Raw genomic sequence first — 18,926 nt, 5'->3', positions numbered from 1 at the left:
GGAACTGCGGCGAATAGCCAGGGGGATAAAGTGAAAAAAGCCGAATTGTTACGCGAGGCGCTGATCGCCGCAAACACCTGGTGTAAGGCCAACCCTGAACTGATCACCGTCTGGGTGGAGAAGGGGAGCATTGAGACGCAGGCGACCGGCGAACCCTCGTTTATGTATCGCTACACCATACAGGTGCTGGCCGTGGACTTTCCGGGGCAGGTGGATGATCTCATGCTGCCGATTATGGCGTGGGTATGGCATTACCAGCCTGATTTGCTGCTCAATCCGGACAATAACCGCAAAGTTGAGTTTGACGCGGACATTATCAGCGATGACATGGCCGATGTGCTGTTTAAGGTGCCGGTCTGGGAACGCGTCATGGTGGAGAACGTCAACGGGAAACCCGTTGCTACGCACCTGGCGGAAGACCGTCCGCGTATTAATGGCGGTGCGTGGGAAGTGGTCTTTGATCCGGGCTATGAGGGGGAGATGACGTGAGCAACGATGCTGCGCTGTTTCAACAGCTTGATCAGGTCTTCGCGGAAATCCTTTCCGCTATGACGCCAGCACGTCGCCTGCGCACGGCAAGAGGCATTGCCACCACGCTGCGCCGTACTCAGAGCCAGCGGATCGGTAAGCAGGTTGCGCCGGACGGCACACCGTACCAGAAGCGGCACCGCCGGGTACTGCGTTCGCAGGCCGGGATCGGGTTTATCTGGCAGGGGGAAGAGCGCCGCTTGCGTAACTGGCGGGCGACGCGTGGTAGTCGTGGCCGCATGTTGACCGGATTTGATGAAGGGCGAGGCGCGGTGCGGTCGTTTTACCGTGCTGATATCGAGCGTTATCTCGATATCAGCTTCAACGAGACTCGCCGTGATACGACGAAAGCCGATCCCATGTTCCGCCGCCTGCGCACCGCGCGTTTTCTGAAAGCTCGCGCCACCTCTGAAGGGGCAAGCGTGGGATTCACTGGCGTGGCGGCCCGTATTGCCCGCGTTCACCAGTATGGATTGCGTGATCGGGTGAATGACAGCGGCGCGATGGCGAGCTATCCCCGCCGTGAACTGCTGGGCCTGAGTAAGACGGATCGCATGATGATTGCCCGGCAGGTGATTGATTCGCTGGGAGTGCGCTGATGGATATTGCCGAACTGATCCGCCTGCTGGAGAACATCGGCCGCACCGGCACGGTGACGGAGATCGACGAGGAAAAATGGCGCGTTCGGGTACAGAGCGGCGGGCTGGAAACGACCTGGTTGCGCTGGAACGCGCAGCGGGCCGGGGCATTTAAGGTCTGGATCCCGCCGTCCATTGGCGAGCAGGTCTGGCTCTTGTGTCTCGGCGGGAACACGGATACGGCCATTATTGGCGGCAGTCTGTACAGCAACGACAATCCGGCGCCGGGCGCGACGCGCAATGAAATGGTGGTCACGGCTCCTGATGGTGCGCGTTTTCGTTATGACGCCGAGGCGGGCGCCTTACAGGTGACGGGTATTAAATCGGCGGTGATCGAGGCGTCGGTGATCGTCACTCTGGATACGCCGGAGGTGAACTGCACCAACCTGTTGCGCGCGAAAAATCTTGATATCACCGAAGGCGGGGAAATGCGCGGTGATTTTAATCATACCGGCGGGGCGTTTATATCTAACGGCGTGCAGGTGGATAACCACAATCACGGCAAAGTTGAACGCGGTGGCGACTGGACGGAGGGCACCAGATGAGTGAGCGCTATCGCGGTATGAATGCGAACGGTACCGGGACGCTGACGGATGAAGATCATGTGTGGCAGTCCGTGGGCGATATTCTGCTGACGCCAGTTAATACGCGCATTATGCGCCGCAATTACGGCTCGCTTTGCCCGGATTTGATCGACAGCCCGCAGAACGACGTCACGCGCCTGCAACTGATGAGCGCCGCCGTTATCGCGCTGGCTGCATGGGAGCCGCGGATCGCGCTTGACGCTATCAATATTCACTATTCTGCTTCGGGTGCAGTAACGGCGGAGCTATCCGGAATGCTGACTGAAAGCATGGAAAAGAGCACCAGATCGGTAACGTTAAGGAGCGCCAAAAATGCCGACAATTGACCTCTCGCAGCTGCCGCAGCCGACCATTATCGAGGAACTGGATTTTGAAGAAATTCTGATCGAGGTGAAAGCGGTGATGGTAGCCGCTTATCCGGCAGATCAGCAGGCCGCCGTTATTGCCGCCCTGGCGCTGGAGTCTGAACCATTAAATGTACTCGCCCAGGCACTGGCATATCGCGAGATGTTACTGCGCCAGCGCATTAACGAAGGGGCGGCCGCCTGCATGCTGAGTCATTCGACCGGCGACGATCTGGATAATATCGCGGCGAATCTCGATACCGAACGCCTGATCAAGACCGAAGCAACCGAGACAACTGATGCTGAGAAGGAGAGTGACGAGGCATTACGTCTGCGAGCACAGTCCGCCTTTGAGGGAATGAGCGTCGCCGGGCCATCGGGGGCCTATGAATACTTTGCCCGCAGCGCCAGCGGCAAAGTTGCTGATGCCCGGGCTTCCAGCCCTGCACCGGCGGAGGTAGTCGTTGCGGTACTGTCCACTGAGGGTGACGGCACCGCGTCGCCTGAACTGCTGGCCGCCGTTGCTGAAGCGGTAAACGATGAAGAGGTTCGCCCATTGGGTGATCGCGTAACGGTGCGCAGCGCTGAGATCGTCGATTACGAAATTAACGCCACGCTGTACCTGTATCCGGGGCCGGAGTCAGAGCCGATCATCAATGCGGCTGATGCATCGTTGCAAAAATTCCTGAAGCAGAACGATAAAAAAATCAGCAGAGACGTGGCGCGCTCCGCCATTTCAGCGGCGCTCCACGTCCAGGGCGTACAGCGTGTCGTGCTAAATGCCCCGCCGGACGATATCAGGATCAGCGATATCCAGGCGGCCAGGAATATCGGCTACAACCTGGAAAACGGCGGAACGGATGAATAACACACTTCTTCCTCCTTCTGCCAGCGCGTGGATGCGTGGCGCCGAAGCTGCCACGGCGAAGCTGTCCGGAATCACGGTAGCTATTCGCACGCTGTGGACGCCGACGGCATGCCCGGTTGATTTATTGCCGTATCTGGCGTGGGCGCTGTCGGTTGATCGGTGGGATAAGAACTGGCCGGCAGAGAAAAAAATAGCGTCAATCCAGCAATCCTACTGGCTTCATCGCAGGAAGGGCACCCGCGCAGCTGTGCGGCGAGTGATCGAAGATATGGGCTTTTCCGCGACGTTTGCGGAATGGTTCGATGTCGGCGACGAACCAGGGACTTTCCGGATTGAGATCGATGTTAACGATGTCGGATTAACGCCCAAAACACTGGATGAGCTGAACCGTCTGGTTGGTGCAGCAAAGCCGGTTAGCCGTCATCTGGCACAAATGACAATTTCAACCAGCACGCATGGCTATGCATGGGCGGGGGTAGTGGTAGTTGATGGAGAGGCAACGACAGTTTATCCGCCAGGATTCCAGCCTGATGAGGATATTTATTACGACGGAATAGCGACATACCGCGGCAATTATTATTTTACCGGAAGGTGATATGACAAATATTAGTGAAACGCCCCGCTGGGAAGAAGGAATATACCAGGTCAAGCGTGGGGATAAAGTAGAGGGCGGTGCTGATGGGGTGGCAAATATTCAGTCGCGCCAGCTGGCAAACCGTACATTACTGCTTAAACAAATGGTTGATGGGCTTCAGTCGGGTGTCAGTCCTTATAACAGCGCAGAAGAGGCGCAGTCTGATATTGATGCGGGCCGTATCGTCGAAGGGGCACGCTTTGCTGTCTGGTCAGACAATGCTCACGCCTGGGCGCAGGAATTTCAGAATATTAACGGCGTGGCGACGGCTACAGGGAAGTTTTTACCAAGCAAGGAATTTACCGACCTGCTTTATGGCATGGTGACGGACTTATTTAAGCGCAGCGTACCTGACGGCTGGAAAACCATATTCCCCGATGATAACGGCAATTTTACCGTTGGTATTGATGATGTGGGCCGCCTGATTGCCGGGCTTGCAAAAATGAATAAAGCCGAAATCGGTACAGCAGACGCGAAGCGCCTTAATCTCGGTAATATTTTTTTATCGCAGGGTGACGACGGGAACGCGCTGGCATTACACGATGTTCTGATGAATATCTGTATGGCGATTACTGAGGGCGGGGTGTTGAAAGTCGGTAAATCGGAGATTAACACTCTGCGCAGCCTCGGGAAAATGATCCTGCCGGATGCATCGGAAATGACCCGGCGGGTAATGAGCGATTTTTTGTGGGCCTGGGAAGACGATAACGGAGACAAAAGCGTAGGACTTAAAAAAAACGGTGCCTGGTGCGCGGGGAAAATTGAAAGCAATGCGGTCGAGTCAAAGCGTGTCAGTACCGAAACGCTGGAAGTAAAGGCGATCACTTCCCCGGCTTTTCTGCGTTATTTCAGCCAGGCCATTTCTTCGCGTCTGCCGGATATTGCCCACAAAATCGGATTCGGGCAGTCGCTTGCTGCGGGCGTGAATACCCAGGCGCTGATTACGATTGCAGACCTGTATACCGCCGTGCGTTTTAACGGTGGCGTGCGGGCGCAGGATGGTCCGGGAACCTCAGCAGAAAACCACGCAAAGCTGTTGCCCTACGTGGAAACGTTCAAAAGCACCGCCAACGGTGATGCATGGGAAACGCCAATGGGCGCCAGCATTCGCGGCTGGTACGAGCTGATGATGGCGGAGAACTACGGTTTTAACCCGGATGATCTCATTGTACTGGGATCCGTTCCCGCCGAAGGAGGGCAGCCCATTGATGTGCTGGCAGCCTATCCCGGACGGTACATGCAGCGTGTTTTTGATGACATTACCTATGGTTACGCCCGCGCACAGGAGCTGGGGAAAACGTACCGCCCTGTTGCTATGTACTGGCTGCAGGGAGAGGCCGACCAGACTAAAGGCACGCCAAAAGCAGTTTATCAGGCCACTTTTGACAAAATGCAGAAACTGATAGACGACCACGCATCGGCAGTGTGCGGCGAAGAGGTTCATGTGCCGATTTTTGTTTACCAGTTCAGCAGCTGGATTAACCGGACACCGAACACGGCCTATCCGACAATCCCGATGGCGCTGCTGGAGCTGGCGCAGACGCGTGAAAATGTCTATCTCACTAACCCGATGTATATCCACGATTACACGGATGGCGCACACCTCACCGCCAGAAGTTCCTATATTCAGGGGCTTTATATTTCCGTGATGGAAAAGCGGGCACTTGTTGACGGTAAGACGGCAAAGCCGTTGATGCCTGTGGGCCATAAGCGCCAGGGGCGTGCTGCCACCGTGTGGCTGAATCCGGTTGGCCGGCTCGTCTTTGATACCAGTATTGTTTCTGACCCTGGCAATTACGGTTTTCGGCTGCTGCATCCAGATACCCGTGAGGTTATTCCACTGACTGGCGTCAGCCTTCGTTATGACGCCGTCAATATTTCCACGGCTGCGGATATTCCAGAGGGGGCCATCCTCCAGTATGCATTTCATGGCGGAACGACCGGTAAATCACCGGGCCGACTCAGCGGGCCGCGTGGTTGCCTGCGTGACAGTCAGGGCGACATTGTCTCATTCAGTCTTAATGGCGAAGTTATCCGTATGGACAACTATAGCGTTATGTTCGAATTAACCCTCTGATACGGTGGTGAAAAATGGCAGTAATTAACGGTTTATCAATCAATATTCCAGGGGCCACCTGGGACGCAGAATGCATTATCGGATCGCGTTATCCTCAGGCGGCATTTGCTTCGCTGGCAACTTACGGAACCCAGAATGGCCGTACGATAATGGGGGCTTCGCCGGTCGCTGTCGGCGCACCGGTTCAGCACGATTATTACTTTACGGGTGATGCCAACACCGGGGGCTATGACCTCAAAGTGACTGATAACATCAAAAAAACAGAGATGGTGCTTATCCGTCCATCAGCAGTGCGCTCGCTGGGTATGGGTAATTATCTGGGGGGAGATGTTGTCCCGCAGGGAGACACGTTTGTATTTGAGCCAGCGATCGGGCGTCTGCGTGCAGTGGTTGGGCGTACTGCCGGTACGGCTGAATCAAGACTGGATGTAGCGATGGATACCGGCAAGTTCCACCTGGCGTTTTTTGATGTCAGCGGTGAGGCCGTTCAGGTTCATAAGATGGTTTCGGGTCAGCTGGTTTCCGGAGCGCTGACGGCGGTCACTGCACGAGCAATCCCGTCACCGGCTAAACCGATTATGGCCGCCCGGGCGAATAACACCATGACTGACTTCCTCGGCAGTGTTGATATTGCCATGACCGGCGTATGGTCAGGAACCAACCTGACCGCCGCACAAAAGCAGGATATGTGTAATGTGATCATGGAAATGTACGGCGATATCCTGCCGCTGGCGTAGCAATAAAACAGGAGGCGGATTGTGTCCGACAAAAAATACAGTGCATTCCTCACCGCCGCCGGTATTGAAAAGTTAGCCGCTGCTGCCGTGTCTGGTGTGCCAGTCAACTTTTGTGTGATGGCGGTTGGGGATGGCGGCGGTAACCCAGTCATACCGCATCCAGCACAGGAATCTCTGGTAAACGAGGTTTATCGCGCACCGCTGAATCGTCTTATCGTTGTCGATGGTGCAGAGAATGTTATTCGCGCAGAGATGATTATGCTTCCGCAGGTTGGTGGTTTCTGGCTACGGGAAGCCGCGCTCTATGATGATGATGGGGTGTGCCTTGCTGTTGCAAGTCTGCCACCATCATACAAGCCACAACTGGCGGAAGGTTCAGGGCGTCTGCATGCTGTAAACCTTTGGATCGCTGTAAGCAATATCGCAGATGTTGAGCTAAAAGCCGATCCGTCAGTTATCCTCGCTACGGTTGATGAAGTGAATAAGGCCAAGAGTGAGGCGAAGGACTACACGGATCAGGTAGTCGGGGATCTTGATATCAGCATTCAGCAGGTTATTGCCGAAGCTATCACTGCGGCACGCCGGGACTTTTGGGAAGAGGAAAACCCGCCGGGAACGGTACGCTTCTTTGCTCAAAATGTAGATCCGAACGAGAAATGGCCGTGGTCGCAATGGACTTATACTGGCGAGAATAAAACAATCCGTGTTGGCAAGGCTGACGGTTCGGACGTCGGGAAGATCGGCGGCAGCGATACCGTTACACTCCAGCAGGCCAACCTGCCCGCCGTACAGATTGATGTGAGTGGCGAAACCAGCGAACAGGAAGAGCAGAAGCTGAAGACCACGCGCGGCGGTGTTCACAATCATGGTGGTGTAGCCGGTAAAGATAATCCCTGGGAAATAGGCGGTGATGTGCGTCAGCTCTTTAACCCTAAAGAGCTGGGCGTTACAGATGAGGCCGGAGAGCACGATCACGAAGTCACGATCCCACCGCATAAACACTCGGCCAACGGCAAAACAGCCAACCTCGGCGAAGGTAAATCGTTCAGCGTTGTTGAATCACACACCCTGCTGATGTGCTGGGCGCGGGTTGCATAGTATCGAGCATCGTCAAAAATAACGTTCTGCAGCACGGTCATAAATGGCGATGTTTGCCGGTATAGCAAAGCCCCTCAATGAGGGGCTTTTTGTTGGATTAAAAGAGGCGATTAAGTGAGTTGGTTGTTGCATTAATGGCTTTGGTGGCGCTGCTCTGAAGGTCTGCCAGGGCATCGCCGATGGAGGATGATTGCAGCTTCTCACGAAAATCCGCGTCCGCCCGGCTGAGGCTTAACGTAAATTCAATTTTCTTTGCGCCACCGAACTGATCGAACTCTGTTTTCCCTCGCTCCAGCCGCGTCATGACGTACATCCCGTAAATCCTGCCATCACCTTCAATCAGCGGCCAGGGGCGGCCGGAATATCCGATCGTCTCCAGCGCAGAAAGCGACAGGTTGCCGCCGGTAATTTCCGGATAGAGCACCCCGGACAGGGTAATATTATCCTCGCCCGGCCCGATGTACTGCCACCCGGCAGACTGATTAACCCGGTCGTTCTTAACGTGCCGCCATTCCTGCGCGTGCTGGAGCTGCTGATAGGGGGCCGTGCGCAGCGTAAAAACAAACATCCCGAAAACCATCATCATACTGATTACCTCTAATCTCTGTCGCGGAACGAGCCACGGTTACTTCTGGTTGTGCTGGCCATTGCATCGTGAACGGCATTCCTGACCATTCTTTCCAGATCCCGCGCTGAATGCTGGCCTACTTCGTTAAAGACCAGGTTAAACACTGGCGCACCACTTGTCGGGGCGGAAACGGGCGCCGACAGCGGGCCTTGTGTGGCTGAGGGAACGGAGAGAATGCCGCCTGCCGCCGGAGCTGCAACGCGCGGTACTGCCTGAGGTGAGATCCGCGCCTCCTGATAGGCGCCGCGCAGGGCCAGTGCGCGAGGCAGGTTTTTAAAAATAATGTCGCCATGGCCAATCTTTTTGCGTGCTTCCTTCGTGTTGTCGGCGGTCGCCTTCGTGTTATCCGCAATGCTATTCAGGCGGCGTAACGTGCCGGTATTGCCGGACAGTGGCGAGGGAGCGGGCGGAGCGCCTGCGGTAACCGGGGAATCTGATTTTTTAGGTGACCAGTCCCACGCCTTTTGAACCATTTTCTTTTGCTTCGGATCCCACTCCCACGACGTCGGTTTTTTAGGTTCGAGGTTGTTGGCCTTAGCCCGCGCAGCGTCAATCCCTGAAGGGATTAGCCCCAGCTTTTCAAGCAACAAGCTGACTCCTTCGGTCAGCAAGCGAAGCGGGGTAAAAAGCAGATTAAGAGCGGCACCCAGCACCTCGCCAAATGTTTTCCCGGCGCTGGCGCATTTATCCAGCGCATCGCGGGAAAAATCAATCGGTGTAAATAACTGGCTGAACCAGCCCCAGACTTTCGCCACCCCGGCGCTGATGGCATCAAACAGTGGCACCAGAAAAGAAAATGACTGAATCAGTGGGGAAAGCCCCTGGCTGATACCGGTAAACAGCCCGGAGAAAAACGCCTTAATCGGCTCCCAGTATCGCCAGATGAGCAGGCCAGCGGTAATGAACGCCGCCAGAATCAGGCCGGGGATCCCCAGCAGTGAGGCAAGGATGACTCTTAAGCCTGAGAACGCCATGCCGAGCGTCGAAATACCGCCGGTCGCGGTAATTGATGAGATGCCGATCATGCTGAGAATCAGGCGGAGTTTTGCCAGGGGGCCGAGGATAAAACTGGCGGCAATGCTGGCAATACCCACCGCCCCGGCAAAGACAGTCAGCGCCCCACCGACAAGGATCAGCGTCTGCGTCAGCCGCGGGTTTTCTTTAACCCATTCACTGGCTGACGTGATTAAGTCACTTAATCCCTGAGTCAGTTTACGTAATGGCCCGTCGGTGGTTTCTTCCACCTGGATGCGGAAGCCTTCCCATGCGCTATCCAGATTTTTCAGATCGCCGCTGAGGTTGTCGGCCATCACTTTAGCCGCTTTCTGCGCTTCACCCTGTGATCCGCGTAAATCTGCCAGTAGCTTTTGCAGCTCACCGCTACCCGCAGATCTCACCAGTGCCTGGAATGATTTGGCCGCTTCTTCCCCTGCGATATCTTTGAAGAAGGACAGTTGATCGGTATCGCCGTACTTCGAGACGGATTTATAGATATCCGAGAGGATGGCTTCTGCCGGGCGCATCTTGCCGGTGGCGTCAGCCACGGTAACACCTAGCTGTTTCAGCGCCGCTCGTGCTGTGGTGGTAGGCGCTGCAAGCCGGGAGAACGTCGTTTGCAAACCTGTACCAGCGATACTGCCACGGAGTCCCACGTTCGCCATTACGCCGATCATGGCGGTGGTACGTTCAACATCAACACCCAGACCGGCCATGCCGGTACCCGCGTATTTCATGGCTTCACCGATATTGGTTAAATCGGTGTTGGTGCGGGTAAAGGCGGCAGTCAGCACGTCACTGACACGATCCATTTCCTTTGGATCGAGACGGAATTGCGACAGGATGTTAGAACTGATGTCGGCACTTTCGCCAAGATCCATGCCACCGGCCAGCGCCATGTTAAGCACGCCGGGTAAGGCTGCCTGAATAGCCTCAGGGGTCAAGCCGGCCATCGCGAGAAATGCCTGACCGCTCGCAGCGTCGCGGGTAGTAAAGGCTGTTTCGGCGCCGAGCTTTTTCGCCTGCGCGCGAAGGTCGGCCAGCTGGGATGAGTTTTTGCTGAGGCGGGTTAACGCCTGTACGCGAGACATTTCCTCATCAAAACCCACCGCAGGCGCCAGGAACGACCCCGCCGCATAACCTGTAGCCGCTGCGCCAAGTGTCATCCCCATGCCAGCGCCACGGAGTTTCCCTGCGGTTTCTTTGGTGCGCTCATAGCTTGCTTGTGCGCGTGTCGTGGCCGCCAGCTGGCGGCGTTCGCGCTCCAGTGTCTGGTTATATTGCTCTGTGCGCCGGATTGCACTCTGAATTGCACCGCTGCCGGATGAGAGATTAACACCGTGCTGGCGTACCGCCTGCGCCGCTGTGCGCAGCTGCGTGGTCTGTTTGTTGTAGGTATCCGTTAGCCGCGAGAGCTTGCCGCGCAGCGATTCAAGACGAGCCACCTGGGCTTCGGTAAGCTGGCCGCCTTCGCGCTGTTTCTGGTTGAGGCCGTCAAAGGCCCGCTGGGTTGTTTTAAGTTTCTGCGCCGTTTCATTGGCCTGCGAGCGTAGCTTGTCGAATGCCGCTGCGCTTTTCTCCAGATCCTTGATCGACGACTGCGTTTTCTTGAGGGAGTCAGAAAGGCCGCCAATAGCTTTACTGGCGGCGTTGACCGGACGGGTGAGTTTATCAATGGCGCTGAATGCAACGCGAATACTAAGATCCATCGTCGTCATCCTCCTTGTCATGGTTGCCGCTTCTGATAGCCGCCCGTTCGCGCCAGGCTATCAGCTCGCGCAGCTCCATGCCGTACATCTCGGAGGGCGGCCAGTGAAAAATAACAGCGATATCGGCGATCAGGTCGTCGATATCGGAGATAACCGCTTCTCTTAATTGCTCGCCGTCGCCGCTTCGGTGACTGCGGACGGCTCCGCTTTCGTCAAAAAAGGCGTGATCTCTTCACACAGCGCGGTAAAGTCGCCGGTCGCCATCGTGGCAATCTCGACAGCTGTCAGTTGCGGGCTGGTTGTGCGCGTCAGCAGCGTGGAAACGGCGTCATAATCGAAGTTGAGCACGTCAACCAGTTTCAGGCCGCGCAGCGAGCCAGCCTGCTTGATAGTGTCGGTGATAGCGATGGTTTTAATTTCCTGATCACCGCGTTTGATAGGCTTGCTTAAAGTAACAGACATTGATAATTCTCCGGGCGGCCGGTCTGGCCGCCATTGGTAGTGGTTAAAAAGTTACTGGCCGAGGCCCAGCGCGGAGGCAATGCGATCGGGATAGAGGCTCTTGCCGTTGCGTTTGTAGATGAAGTTCAGCAGGTCGATTTCCAGCAGGGGCTTATCGTCTACTGACTCTTTGTAATAGGTGTTTTTGATCGCATAGGTGTGGTTAGTATCATCACCCTGTTTCGCTTCACCCTGATCAATTTCAGTGATGCGGCCGCGCATTTCGACTTCCAGCAGCGAGCTGGTACCGCCGCTGTAAATCTCACCCACAAAGCGCAGGCGCAATTCGTCAATATCGCCGCCCCATTTCAGGATCAGCTCTTCGACTACGCCGCCGACAATCATTGATGCATCAAGCGCCCCGGCTTCAAGGCCGAGATCGACACCTGCCGCACCAAGCATGCCGCCGCCCTGATAGTCTTCCGTTTTCCGGGTGAGCTTCGGGAGTGTGACGCTCGGCACTTTCCCGATATAGTTTTCCCCGTCCACAAAGAGGGTAAACAGCCGCAGTTTTTTAGGAATAGCCATTTACGCACCTCCCAGCGATGCAAAAGCCGGTTCGTAGTACTGATCGGTGAAGGTCTGGATCAGCGTTAAATCTTCCAGCGGAGGAACCGGGCTGTAGTTGTAGCGCACGACAGCCTTACCCTGGCGCAGGCCAGTGGTCGGGTTATCGACGATATCAAACCAGCACGCCGCACCAATCAGCTTGCCCGCCGTGACGAGTGCCTGAAGTTTGGCGTTAATACCACTTACCACGTCTTTCACGTTCGCCGGGGTGAGTGGGCTGTCAACGGTGGTAAATTGCGCTTCGGCGATACTGTCCGCCAGGATCTGGGCGGTACGGGTGTACACCTCGAAAATATATTCCTCGGTGTCTGTGGTGCGGTTGCCCCAGAAGCGGAAACCGTCACGCTTAATCAGTGTGGTAATTTCGTTGGCGTTCAGCTCGTTGGCGTCGGAGTCTTCCGCCTGTAGCGCCCAGAACACGTCTTTGGTAATCCCCAGCACATTTTTAACCGCCACGTTAGATAGCGATTTATGCCAGCCCTGCTCGTTATCGATCAATGCTCGCAGCCCTAATGCATAAGCCACGGCAGGAAATTCTTCGTTGGCGCCGGTTAGTGAGTTGTAGGCGATGAAGTTCGGCCAGATCAGCATGCCTTCGCGCTCTGCAAATTGTTCACGATAAGCTTTCGCTTCGGTGATCGTTTCGCAGCCATCGCAATAGCTGTAAGAGAATGCCCGCAACTGCTTTGCAATCACGCGTAACTGCGCGGTGACCTCCTGCGTGTCATACATTGGTACGCCGAGGATGCGCGGGCGATAACCGGTTTTTTGCTCTGCCGTCAGCAGGGCAAACATGCCGGTATAGCTGCCGTCTGCCTTCGTTCCGCCAATGATGAGCTGAGACTGTGTCTGTGCGCCTTCCTCGGTCTTAGCTTCAGCGACACGCACGACGATCACGCGGGTGCTGACCTGGTCGGAAATAGCCTTGAGTGATTTGTACAGGGAGCCGGTTTTGCCGGCCTTACCCAGCACGCTGATCACTCGCGTAATCAGCACCGGTGTATCAAGTGGAAAAGTTTCGGGATCGGCATCCTCAGCAACCGCCACCAGGCCAATGACCGTTGAATCAACATCGTTGATTACGGTCTGTAGGTCGGTGTTTTCTTTGGTGCGCGCCCCGTGGAAAAAGTTGTCGGTCATACTCTACCGCCATCATGTTTAGTGAGTTCGGGGTGATAATCCCTGAAATACATGGTGTCGTCTCGCGGCGGTGGTTGTGGGCGTTCCATGACAACAAAAAGCCGTCGCATGCCTCGCGCGCGCATGGAACTATCAGCGGCGGAGGGCAATCATGGCGCTGAACACAGACACAATCGACAATGCAAAAAGCCTGCTGAATGCGGGCGCTCAGGACTTCAAAAAATACCAGGATGAGTTGTCGCGCATCCCGGCGTTTAATGTCCTGATTGGCGGTAAGGCGTTGACCGTGCTGGATGAGAAAATGATTTCTCTGGAGCTGACGGATAACCGGGGATTTAACGCCGACGAGCTGACGATCACCGTTGATGACAGCCAAGGTGATATTGAGCTGCCACCTCGTGGCGCCGAGCTGTCGTTATCGCTCGGCTGGCAGGGGGAGCCGCTAATCTACAAGGGGATTTATATTGTCGATGAGGTAGCGCATTCAGGGCCGCCAGACCGCATCGAGATAACCGCCCGCAGCGCTGATTTTCGCGATGAATTCAATATCAAACGCGAGGTGTCGTGGCATGACGTGACGGTAGAGCGCATCGTGTCGGCTATCGCTCACCGTTACAAACTGAAGCCGGTTATTTCCGAGCAACTGATAAACGCCGAGATAGATCACGCCGACCAGACCCAGGAGAGCGATATGTCATTCCTGACGCGTATGGCGGATATTCTCGGCGCCATTGCTACGGTGAAAAACGGTTGCCTGTTGTTCATTCTGCCGGGGGGCGGTGTTAGTGCGAACGGCAAAGCGCTGCCGGAGTTCGCCATTACGCGCGGTAGCGCAGACCGTCATTCGTTCCGTATTGCAGATCGCGACGCTTACACTGGCGTGCAGGCTTACTGGCTGGATCTGAACTTCGGCAAAAAGAAAAGAGTCACGGTGAAGAAGCGCAAGAAAACCACGGAGAACAAGCCGCGCAGCAGCAGCCGGGAGGGGGATTATATCGCTGGGGAAGATGGTAATGTGTTTGTACTCCGCACAACATACAGCAGCGAAATGGCGGCGCAGCGCGCGGCCGCAGCAAAGTGGCAGCAGCTTCAGCGCGGCGCAGCTGAATTTTCATTAACCCTGGCTTATGGTCGCGCGGATCTTTATCCGGAGATGCACGGAACAGTGACGGGATTTAAAGATGCGATAGACAAGCAGGACTGGATAATCGCGAAGGTGGGGCATACGGTAGACGACAGCGGATTCAAAACCAGGCTGGAGCTTGAGGCGAAAATACCTGAATGGATTGCAGAAAGTGCGAGTTAACGGCCATAATATGAGCGAGTTCAACTCCCGCCCCGGGAGGCCAACATGTTTAAGTGTCCTGTTTGTGGTGCCGTTGCAAAAACGCGCACCAGTCGCTCGTTAAGCAATACCACGGTTCGGCATTATCACCAGTGCCAGAATTTTGAATGTAGTATCACTTTCACCACGCTAAACAGCGTTGAAAAACTGGTAACAAAGCGCGCGCCGCGTGAGACTCTACCGCCGGGCTTTATCCCCTCTGATGCCTTTCCTGCCTCACACTACGGTAGCGATCAACTAACCCTCCCAGTTTAAAATAGCCCCCCCGCAAACGCGGGGTTTCTTTCTTGTCAATGAAGAATTATCCGATAAAATAAAATTGTTTGTAACAAATGACAATTAATAAGTAACGATGGGGATGATTGCTATGGCTTTGGTCAGCTGCCCGGAATGCCGGAAAGAAGTGAGCGATTCAGCATTGAGGTGTCCATCCTGCGGTAAACAATTAAGAAAGCCGCGTCGCTCAATTTTTGGGGTACTAATAAAATGGATCTTCATTTTATTTAACATCTTCATGATCTACGTCCTTTTTAAAGGGCTAGGCGGAACTGGTGAAGTTATAAGCCATGCTACATCTGAAGCGGAAAGGGCAGGAGCCGCTTTAGGCGCGGGTTTGGGAATGATGGCCATTGGTACTATTTGGGTCATCGGCGACATAGTTATTGGAATACTGGTGTTTCTTACTAGACCAAAAGGATGACCTCATGAAGAAAAGTTTTATTTTCATTGCGACATTTTTAGCTGCTTCCGTTTCTTTAGCTACTCACGCTCAAGAGGAGTCAAGGGACTTTAAAGGGGTTCTTCAGTGCCGGTCGATTGAGGATAGCTCGCTGCGTCTTTCTTGTTACGACAATTCAATTCCTCCTTCGCGAACGAAGAGTGCTGAAAAATTTGAAAGTAGAGAGCAATGCCCCGATGAAAAAACGGATGAGAGACGTCTGACCTGCTATGACAGATTTTTCTCGCCAACTTTCAAACCGGCGAGTTCAGTCAAAAATGCACCTTTAGACGCTGAAGTTGTTAAAAACGAGGCAATCAGTAAAGAAAAGGTCCATGAGTGCCGCTCAGAATTAAATGGCACCAAGCGATTAGCATGTTATGACAAGCTTTTTCCGCAGGATGCAGCAGAAGAGGATGAGCCTGCCGTAGCAGAAGCGACTCCGAACCCCGGAAAATGGCTGACCCATATAACAACATCTCCGGTTGATGATTCAAAAAACGTGGTTTTAATGTTACCTAGCAATGATTCCATCAGAACCCCATTTGGCGAAACAGTCACACCAACGATTTTTGTGGCCTGTCGTGAAAAGAAAACTGAAGTTTTTATTAATTGGGATGTGTACTTAGGACTTGAGGAAACAAGTATGCTTTACCGGCTTGATAAGCAGAAAGCCGTGGAAAGAAGCTGGTCGATTTCTACCGACACCAAAGCGGTCTTTTATAGTGGCAGAGATATAGATTTTGTTAAGGCTCTAGCTAAATCTGAAAAGATGTTTGCAAGGATAACCCCCTACAACGAAAGCCCCGTATCGGTCACATTTGAGTTAACTGGGTTGAACAATGCATTAAAGCCCCTGCAGCAGGCGTGTGGCTGGAAATAGAGAATAGTTGAAGTCAAATTGAGCCACGATTACTCGTGGCTTGTTTGTCAACGCTGTCTACGTTTTAACGCAACGTCAACGATACATGAAAAACCCCGCACTAGACGGGGCTTGATGGATGCTAAGTGGATGCGTTGAATTTTAATCCTTTAAGATTCAAAGTATTGCGCGGCATATAAACCCGGAGTACTCCGGGTTTTTTAGCAGGTTAGGGCGAGACCTGGCGGAAATAAACGTCCTAGACGTTTTTACGCTCAATCGTCTGTTCACCCCAGAACAGCGCATCTTTATCGGTTTTGGCAAAGGCCAGCGCCAGCACTTCGTCGCTGCCTTCCTCCCAGATTTGCTCCGCCAGTTTTTCATCGTAGTGGGCGACTTCGAAAATCGCCTCGGCGATCTCCGGCGAGGTGTTACGTAAACTTGCCCATTCGCCGACGCGATGTGCTTTTGCTTCTTGAGTTGGCATGTTACTCCTCCTGCAGAAGATTAGCCGTGGACTTTAACGGCCAGTTTGGCGACATGTTCGCCCTGATAGCGGGCGATGGCTAACTCTTCCTCGCTCGGCTGACGCGAGCCGTCTCCGCCGGCGATGGTGGTCGCGCCATAAGGGGTACCGCCGCGGACCTGGGAGATATCAAACAGCTCCTGGGCGCCGTAGCCGATCGGGACGATGATCATGCCGTGGTGGGCCAGCGTCGTCCAGGTGGAGGTAATGGTTTGTTCCTGTCCGCCGCCGGTGCCGGTTGAGCTGAATACGCTGGCGATCTTACCGTACAGGGCGCCGGACGCCCACAGACCGCCGGTTTGATCGAGGAAGGTGCGCATCTGACCGGACATGTTGCCGAAACGAGTTGGGGTACCAAAGATGATGGCGTCATACTCTGCCAGCTCCTGCGGCGTGGCGACGGGCGCGTTTTGCGTTTTCCCGCCTGCTTTGGCAAATGCTTCAGCCTGCATGGTTTCCGGCACGCGCTTCACAACCACCTCAACGCCATCCACCCGGTTTGCCCCATCGGCGACGGCGTGAGCCATGGTTTCAATGTGTCCATACATGGAATAATAAAGCACCAGAATTTTAGCCATTTCCATCACTCCTCGGTTGCGTTATAAGCCAGCCAAATGGCTGGTTACCTTTAAAGATAAAGCCTCCGCCGGAGAGTGCAAATCCAACGGGCATTTATTTGATTTATAACAAAATGACAAAGCATTATTTACTTTTCCTTGCACCGCGCGGCCTGAAAGGGAGAGAAGGAGGAAGCGTTGTGCCTGCTATTTTGGCCGGTGTGGCAAGGGTGTAGCATCAGGATACATTTTTGCCGACTATTTTTTCTCCGCCAGCAGAGCAGGTTAGAACCCGTACGCGCCGCGAGGGGGCTTTTTTCGCCCGGGTTTGTTTCTGGATATTTCATTTGCCGCCGTCAGCGGCAGTCATTCACTAACCTTATAGATACGCGGTAAGACAGCGGCGTCGCCGCTCCCGCGTAATGCACTATGATGTCTAACCTAATGGAGGTCAGTAATGGCAAACCATCGTGGCGGTTCTGGCAACTTTGCTGAAGACCGTGAAAGAGCATCAGAAGCAGGACGTAAAGGTGGCCAGCATAGCGGGGGGAATTTTAAAAATGACCCTCAGCGCGCCTCAGAGGCTGGCAAAAAAGGGGGTAAAAACAGTCACGGTAGTCGTGAAAGTTAACGCGCGACTCGCACTGTTCTCTTTGATGCGGTGTTAATCTCCCCGACCCAACCGCATCGCCCTCGCCGCCGGCATCTGCCGGCGGTTTTTTTATCTGTCGGTGGTTGCGCTCCCGCCGGGCGGATTGCACACTGGTCGCCCGTTAATCGTCATGGCTGCCTTATGTCTTCGTTAAAATTATCCATTACCCGCCAGGAAGCTCTTCTCATCATGATCACCATGTTCTGGGGAGGGACGTTCCTTGCCGTGCAGTATGCGGTGAGCCTCAGCGGGCCGCTGTTTTTTGTCGGTCTGCGTTTCGCGACTGCCGCGCTGGCGGTGGGCCTGCTCTCGCTGCGCACCCTGCGAGGGCTGACGTGGCTGGAGGTGAAGGCGGGGGTGGCGATTGGCGTGGCGATTGCGCTGGGGTATGGCCTGCAGACCTGGGGACTGCAGTCGATCTCCAGCAGTAAATCTGCCTTTATCACGGCGATGTATGTGCCGCTGGTACCGCTGCTGCAGTGGCTGTGCCTGGGTCGTATGCCGGGGGTGATGTCCTGCGTGGGGATTGTGCTGGCGTTTATCGGTTTGATCCTGCTGGCCGGGCCGGAAAATAATCTGCTGGCGCTTGGCGTGGGGGAGATGATTACTCTGGCGAGCGCGCTGGCGATCGCGGCGGAGATTATCCTTATCAGCGCCTGGGCCGGGAAAGTCGATGTCCGCCGGGTGACGGTCGTGCAGCTGGCGACCGCGTCGCTGGTGGCTTTCGCCGCCATGAAGCCGGCGGGTGAGGCGGTTCCGCCGTTGACGCCGGCCCTGCTCGGCGTCGCGCTGGGGCTGGGGATTTTCAGCGCGATCATTCAGGTGACCATGAACTGGGCGCAGCGCAGCGTCTCGCCGACGCGGGCCACCCTTATCTATACTGGTGAACCGGTATGGGCCGGTATTTTTGGCCGGCTGGCCGGTGAGCGTCTGCCGCTGCTGGCTCTGCTCGGCTGCGTCTTGATCCTCGCGGGGGTGCTGGTGAGCGAGCTGAAGTGGAAGCGCAAGTCGCCGCCGCAGGTTTCCACAAACGACGATGCGCAGCCGCTCACGGACCTGGCCGATCGCCGCGAGCCATAATTTTACGCTTCTGATCCTACAGCGGCGCTTATCCTGGCTGGCCTACTCGTCCGGCTCTGATTGTCTCCAGGCCCGCGCCAGCGCAGCGCCGCCGGGCGATGGCATCAGGCACGGCGTCGCTTTTATGCCGGGTG

24 protein-coding genes are annotated in these 18,926 nt (G+C 55.0%); 15 read left to right on the top strand and 9 right to left on the bottom strand.

Translation table 11 applies throughout. The features are described from left to right. Nucleotides 1-30 precede the first annotated feature (30 nt). Genes NKJ21_RS17910 through NKJ21_RS17870 form a run of 9 tightly spaced genes read left to right on the top strand, consistent with a single transcriptional unit; the run spans nt 31 to nt 7,508 of the window. Entirely contained in the window at nt 31-489 is a 459-nt protein-coding gene (locus NKJ21_RS17910) for a phage tail protein (protein ID WP_254733084.1), read from the top strand. After that, nucleotides 486-1,127 (top strand): phage virion morphogenesis protein, encoded by a 642-nt coding sequence (locus NKJ21_RS17905; RefSeq protein WP_004187250.1) that lies wholly within the window; start codon nt 486-488, stop codon nt 1,125-1,127. Before NKJ21_RS17910 ends, NKJ21_RS17905 begins: the two co-directional genes overlap by 4 nt. Next, the gene (locus tag NKJ21_RS17900; protein WP_159188571.1) at nt 1,127-1,711 is read left to right on the top strand and encodes a phage baseplate assembly protein V; all 585 of its coding nucleotides are present in this window, start codon (nt 1,127-1,129) and stop codon (nt 1,709-1,711) included. The genes NKJ21_RS17905 and NKJ21_RS17900 overlap by 1 nt, the downstream gene beginning before the upstream one ends. After that, the gene (locus NKJ21_RS17895; RefSeq protein ID WP_004187254.1) at nt 1,708-2,076 is read left to right on the top strand and encodes a GPW/gp25 family protein; all 369 of its coding nucleotides are present in this window, start codon (nt 1,708-1,710) and stop codon (nt 2,074-2,076) included. Before NKJ21_RS17900 ends, NKJ21_RS17895 begins: the two co-directional genes overlap by 4 nt. Then, the gene (locus NKJ21_RS17890) at nt 2,063-2,962 is read left to right on the top strand and encodes a baseplate J/gp47 family protein (RefSeq protein ID WP_135733179.1); all 900 of its coding nucleotides are present in this window, start codon (nt 2,063-2,065) and stop codon (nt 2,960-2,962) included. Before NKJ21_RS17895 ends, NKJ21_RS17890 begins: the two co-directional genes overlap by 14 nt. Further along, nucleotides 2,955-3,557: a phage tail protein I gene (locus tag NKJ21_RS17885; RefSeq protein ID WP_064189044.1), complete on the top strand. Its 603-nt coding sequence runs from the start codon at nt 2,955-2,957 to the stop codon at nt 3,555-3,557. Before NKJ21_RS17890 ends, NKJ21_RS17885 begins: the two co-directional genes overlap by 8 nt. Before the next feature lies 1 nt (nt 3,558). Then, the gene (locus NKJ21_RS17880; RefSeq protein ID WP_228365195.1) at nt 3,559-5,673 is read left to right on the top strand and encodes a hypothetical protein; all 2,115 of its coding nucleotides are present in this window, start codon (nt 3,559-3,561) and stop codon (nt 5,671-5,673) included. A 14-nt stretch (nt 5,674-5,687) separates the two neighbouring features. Next, nucleotides 5,688-6,410, top strand: coding sequence for a hypothetical protein (locus NKJ21_RS17875; protein ID WP_069734317.1), 723 nt, complete (start codon nt 5,688-5,690; stop codon nt 6,408-6,410). 21 nt (nt 6,411-6,431) lie between these two features. Continuing rightward, nucleotides 6,432-7,508 carry a phage tail protein gene (locus tag NKJ21_RS17870; protein WP_254733081.1) on the top strand — a complete coding sequence of 359 codons (1,077 nt, stop codon included), beginning with the start codon at nt 6,432-6,434 and terminating at the stop codon, nt 7,506-7,508. Between the two features lie 97 nt (nt 7,509-7,605). Here NKJ21_RS17870 and NKJ21_RS17865 read toward each other — a convergent pair whose 3' ends face one another. Genes NKJ21_RS17865 through NKJ21_RS17840 form a run of 6 tightly spaced genes read right to left on the bottom strand, consistent with a single transcriptional unit; the run spans nt 7,606 to nt 13,052 of the window. Next, nucleotides 7,606-8,094, bottom strand: a complete 489-nt coding sequence (locus NKJ21_RS17865; protein WP_117256637.1) for a phage tail protein — start codon at nt 8,092-8,094, stop codon at nt 7,606-7,608. Nucleotides 8,095-8,105: 11 nt separating this feature from the next. Then, a complete protein-coding gene (locus tag NKJ21_RS17860; protein ID WP_254733146.1) occupies nt 8,106-10,841 on the bottom strand; it encodes a phage tail tape measure protein in 2,736 nt (911 codons plus the stop codon). Then, nucleotides 10,831-10,971 carry a GpE family phage tail protein gene (locus NKJ21_RS17855; protein ID WP_040209255.1) on the bottom strand — a complete coding sequence of 47 codons (141 nt, stop codon included), beginning with the start codon at nt 10,969-10,971 and terminating at the stop codon, nt 10,831-10,833. Before NKJ21_RS17855 ends, NKJ21_RS17860 begins: the two co-directional genes overlap by 11 nt. A 32-nt stretch (nt 10,972-11,003) precedes the next feature. After that, a complete protein-coding gene (locus NKJ21_RS17850) occupies nt 11,004-11,303 on the bottom strand; it encodes a phage tail assembly protein (RefSeq protein ID WP_254733078.1) in 300 nt (99 codons plus the stop codon). A 51-nt stretch (nt 11,304-11,354) separates the two neighbouring features. Next, nucleotides 11,355-11,870, bottom strand: a complete 516-nt coding sequence (locus tag NKJ21_RS17845) for a phage major tail tube protein (RefSeq protein ID WP_004187274.1) — start codon at nt 11,868-11,870, stop codon at nt 11,355-11,357. Continuing rightward, nucleotides 11,871-13,052 carry a phage tail sheath subtilisin-like domain-containing protein gene (locus NKJ21_RS17840; RefSeq protein WP_032442273.1) on the bottom strand — a complete coding sequence of 394 codons (1,182 nt, stop codon included), beginning with the start codon at nt 13,050-13,052 and terminating at the stop codon, nt 11,871-11,873. A 151-nt stretch (nt 13,053-13,203) separates the two neighbouring features. Here NKJ21_RS17840 and NKJ21_RS17835 point away from each other — a divergent pair, with 151 nt between their 5' ends. The 4 genes from NKJ21_RS17835 (at nt 13,204) to NKJ21_RS17820 (ending at nt 15,998) form a co-directional block, all read left to right on the top strand. Continuing rightward, nucleotides 13,204-14,358 carry a phage late control D family protein gene (locus tag NKJ21_RS17835; protein WP_064189050.1) on the top strand — a complete coding sequence of 385 codons (1,155 nt, stop codon included), beginning with the start codon at nt 13,204-13,206 and terminating at the stop codon, nt 14,356-14,358. 45 nt (nt 14,359-14,403) lie between these two features. Next, nucleotides 14,404-14,652, top strand: coding sequence for an ogr/Delta-like zinc finger family protein (locus tag NKJ21_RS17830; protein WP_072353965.1), 249 nt, complete (start codon nt 14,404-14,406; stop codon nt 14,650-14,652). Between the two features lie 112 nt (nt 14,653-14,764). Continuing rightward, complete coding sequence (locus NKJ21_RS17825) at nt 14,765-15,097, top strand: zinc ribbon domain-containing protein (protein WP_032436279.1); 333 nt, start codon at nt 14,765-14,767, stop codon at nt 15,095-15,097. A gap of 4 nt (nt 15,098-15,101) precedes the next feature. Continuing rightward, nucleotides 15,102-15,998, top strand: coding sequence for a type VI secretion system-associated protein TagO (locus tag NKJ21_RS17820; protein ID WP_254733076.1), 897 nt, complete (start codon nt 15,102-15,104; stop codon nt 15,996-15,998). Nucleotides 15,999-16,236: 238 nt separating this feature from the next. Here NKJ21_RS17820 and NKJ21_RS17815 read toward each other — a convergent pair whose 3' ends face one another. From NKJ21_RS17815 to NKJ21_RS17805, 3 genes are all read right to left on the bottom strand, one after another. Next, on the bottom strand, nt 16,237-16,464 hold the full coding sequence (locus NKJ21_RS17815) for a YccJ family protein (protein ID WP_008805934.1): 228 nt from the start codon (nt 16,462-16,464) through the stop codon (nt 16,237-16,239). Nucleotides 16,465-16,484: 20 nt separating this feature from the next. Further along, nucleotides 16,485-17,081: an NAD(P)H:quinone oxidoreductase gene (gene wrbA, locus NKJ21_RS17810; protein WP_008805935.1), complete on the bottom strand. Its 597-nt coding sequence runs from the start codon at nt 17,079-17,081 to the stop codon at nt 16,485-16,487. 217 nt (nt 17,082-17,298) lie between these two features. Then, nucleotides 17,299-17,400 carry a hypothetical protein gene (locus NKJ21_RS17805; protein WP_224224868.1) on the bottom strand — a complete coding sequence of 34 codons (102 nt, stop codon included), beginning with the start codon at nt 17,398-17,400 and terminating at the stop codon, nt 17,299-17,301. A 117-nt stretch (nt 17,401-17,517) separates the two neighbouring features. On the opposite strand from NKJ21_RS17805, the gene NKJ21_RS17800 reads away from it, so the two are divergent. Then, nucleotides 17,518-17,691, top strand: a complete 174-nt coding sequence (locus tag NKJ21_RS17800; protein ID WP_002898708.1) for a general stress protein — start codon at nt 17,518-17,520, stop codon at nt 17,689-17,691. A gap of 162 nt (nt 17,692-17,853) precedes the next feature. Further along, nucleotides 17,854-18,792 (top strand): DMT family transporter, encoded by a 939-nt coding sequence (locus NKJ21_RS17795; protein ID WP_064170873.1) that lies wholly within the window; start codon nt 17,854-17,856, stop codon nt 18,790-18,792. Nucleotides 18,793-18,926: the final 134 nt, after the last annotated feature.

The organism is Klebsiella sp. SWET4 (genome assembly GCF_024296565.1).
Classification (GTDB): domain Bacteria; phylum Pseudomonadota; class Gammaproteobacteria; order Enterobacterales; family Enterobacteriaceae; genus Klebsiella; species Klebsiella variicola.
Note: the sequence above shows the minus strand (reverse complement) of the source record. Positions and strands in the feature narration are given on the sequence as shown.